Annotated in this window: 1 protein-coding gene; it reads left to right on the forward strand. The window is 72.2% G+C overall.

The genetic code is table 11. From position 1 onward, the window contains the following. Positions 1-106: 106 nt before the first annotated feature. Positions 107-2,209 carry a 1,4-alpha-glucan branching protein GlgB gene (gene glgB, locus EYA84_RS30065; protein WP_131057532.1) on the forward strand — a complete coding sequence of 701 codons (2,103 nt, stop codon included), beginning with the start codon at positions 107-109 and terminating at the stop codon, positions 2,207-2,209. Positions 2,210-2,720: the final 511 nt, after the last annotated feature.

Genomic DNA, 2,720 nt, shown 5'->3' on the forward strand with positions numbered 1-2,720 from the left:
GCGCCGCCGGCACTGCCACGGCCGCCGCTCCGATCGCCACCACCGTCCCCACCACTGCCGCCCGTCCCCGCAGCGGCACCGACTCCGCCACGAAGGACGACGCCCGATGGACCAGCTGATCTCCGGGGAGACCCACGACCCGCACGCCGTGCTCGGGGCCCACCCGGCGAACGGGCGCACGGTGGTCCGCACGATGCGTCGGGGCGCGGCCGATCCGTGTCTGCTGGTCGGGGAACGGCGGTACCCGATGACCCGGGTACACGACGTCGGCGTCTTCGAGGCGACCGTCCCCGGCGAGGTCCTCGACTACCGCATCGAGGTGGACGGGCAGCCGCACGACGACCCGTACCGCCACCCGCCGACCCTGGGCGAACTGGACCTGCACCTGATCGGCGAGGGCCGACACGAGCGGCTCTGGGAGGCGCTCGGCGCCCGGGTACGCGACGACGGCGTGGCGTTCGCGGTGTGGGCGCCGAACGCCCGGGGTGTCCGGGTGGTCGGCGACTTCACCGGCTGGGCACCGGACGACGGCTGGCCGATGCGGTCGCTGGGCTCCACCGGCGTGTGGGAGATCTTCGTGCCCGGGGTGTCGACCGGCGCCCGGTACAAGTACCGCGTCCTCGGCGCGGACGGGTACTGGCGGGACAAGGCCGACCCGCTCGCCGCGTACGCGGAGGTGCCGCCGGCCACCGCGTCGGTGGTGCACCGCTCGACGTACGAGTGGACGGATGCGGACTGGCTGGCCCGGCGGGCGAGGCAGCAGCCGCACCAGGAGCCGATGAGCGTGTACGAGGTGCACCTCGGCTCGTGGCGGCCGGGCCTCGGTTATCGGGAGTTGGCCGAGCAGTTGACCGCGTACGTGGTGGAGCTGGGCTTCACCCACGTGGAGTTCCTGCCGGTGATGGAGCACCCGTTCGGCGGTTCCTGGGGCTACCAGGTGACCGGCTACTTCGCGCCGACGTCGCGGTTCGGCGACCCGGACGACTTCCGCTACCTGGTGGACCGGCTGCACGCCGCCGGCATCGGGGTGATCCTGGACTGGGTGCCGGCGCACTTCCCCAAGGACGAGTGGGCGCTGGCCCGCTTCGACGGCACCCCGCTCTACGAGCACCCCGACCCGCGTCGCGGCGAGCACCCCGACTGGGGCACGTACGTCTTCGACTTCGGCCGCCGCGAGGTGCGCAACTTCCTGGTCGCCAACGCGCACTACTGGCTGGCGGAGTTCCACGTCGACGGGCTGCGGGTGGACGCGGTCGCCTCGATGCTCTACCTCGACTACTCCCGCGCCGACGGGCAGTGGGTGCCCAACCAGTACGGCGGCCGGGAGAACCTGGAGGCCATCGCGTTCATGCAGGAGACCAACGCGACGGTCTACAAGCACCACCCCGGCGTGGTGATGATCGCCGAGGAGTCCACCGCATGGCCGGGGGTGACCCGCCCGACCAGCGACGGCGGGCTGGGCTTCGGCTTCAAGTGGAACATGGGCTGGATGCACGACACCCTGCTCTACACCTCGAAGGACCCGATCTACCGGCAGCACCACCACCATCAGCTCACCTTCTCCCTGGCGTACGCCTGGAGCGAGAACTACGTGCTGCCGATCAGCCACGACGAGGTGGTGCACGGCAAGGGCTCGCTGCTCGCCAAGATGCCCGGCGACCAGTGGCAGCGCCTGGCCAACGTGCGCGCACTGCTGGCGTACATGTGGGCGCACCCCGGCAAGCAGCTCCTCTTCATGGGCTGCGAGTTGGCCGACGAGCGGGAGTGGAGCGAGGAGCGCGGCCTCGACTGGTACCTCCTGCACGACCCGGCCCGGGCCGGCGTGCAACGCCTCGTCGGCGACCTCAACCGGGTCTACCGGGACACCCCTGCCCTGTGGACGCAGGACACCTCGCCCGCCGGCTTCCGCTGGCTCGCCGGTGACGACGTCGCCAACAACACCGTCTCGTTCGTCCGGATCGCTCCCGACGGCGCGACCCTGGTCTGCGTCGCCAACTTCTCCGCCCGGCCCGTGGACGACTACCGGGTCGGTCTGCCTGCGGCGGGCGCCTGGGCCGAGGTGCTCAACACCGACGCCCACCACTACGGCGGCTCCGGCGTCGGCAACTTCGGCACCGTGTACGCCCAGGACATTCCCTGGCACGGGCTGCCCGCCTCGGTGTCACTACGCGTCCCCCCTCTCGGCGCCCTCTGGCTCCGCCCGGCCTGACCCTGCTCGGGCCGCCGTGACGGTCGCGGCCGTGGCCGTCACGGCCGTGGCCGTTGCGGGGCATGGCCGTTGCGGGGCATGGCCGTCGTGCGGCATGGCCGTCGTGCGGCATGGCCGTCGTGCGGCATGGCCGTCGTGCGGCATGGCCGCGGTGCGGCATGGCCGCCGTCACGGCGTGGCCGTCGTGACACGTGGCCGTCGTCGAGGGCGTGGCCATCACGGCCTGCGGGCCTCGGCCCTGGATACCTCCTCGGCTCCTGTCGAGCTGAACCGTTCGCGCTATCGCGTCGCCAGGCACGACATGCCGCAGCCTGGTGGCCACCTTCCGCGATCCGTTCCTGCTCTCAGCTCGAAAGGGCCCAGACCTTATACAGGACCGGCCCGGACCCTGCTACACACAGTCAGACCCGACCCTGCTGCACACAGCCGGGCCCCGACCTTGCCACGCGCAGCCATGCCACGCGCGGGGGCAGGCCGTCGGGCGGACGGTGGGCGGCGGGCGGGCGGCGGG

Origin of the sequence: Verrucosispora sp. SN26_14.1 (genome assembly GCF_004307965.1) — a bacterium.
In the GTDB taxonomy this organism is placed as follows: domain Bacteria; phylum Actinomycetota; class Actinomycetes; order Mycobacteriales; family Micromonosporaceae; genus Micromonospora.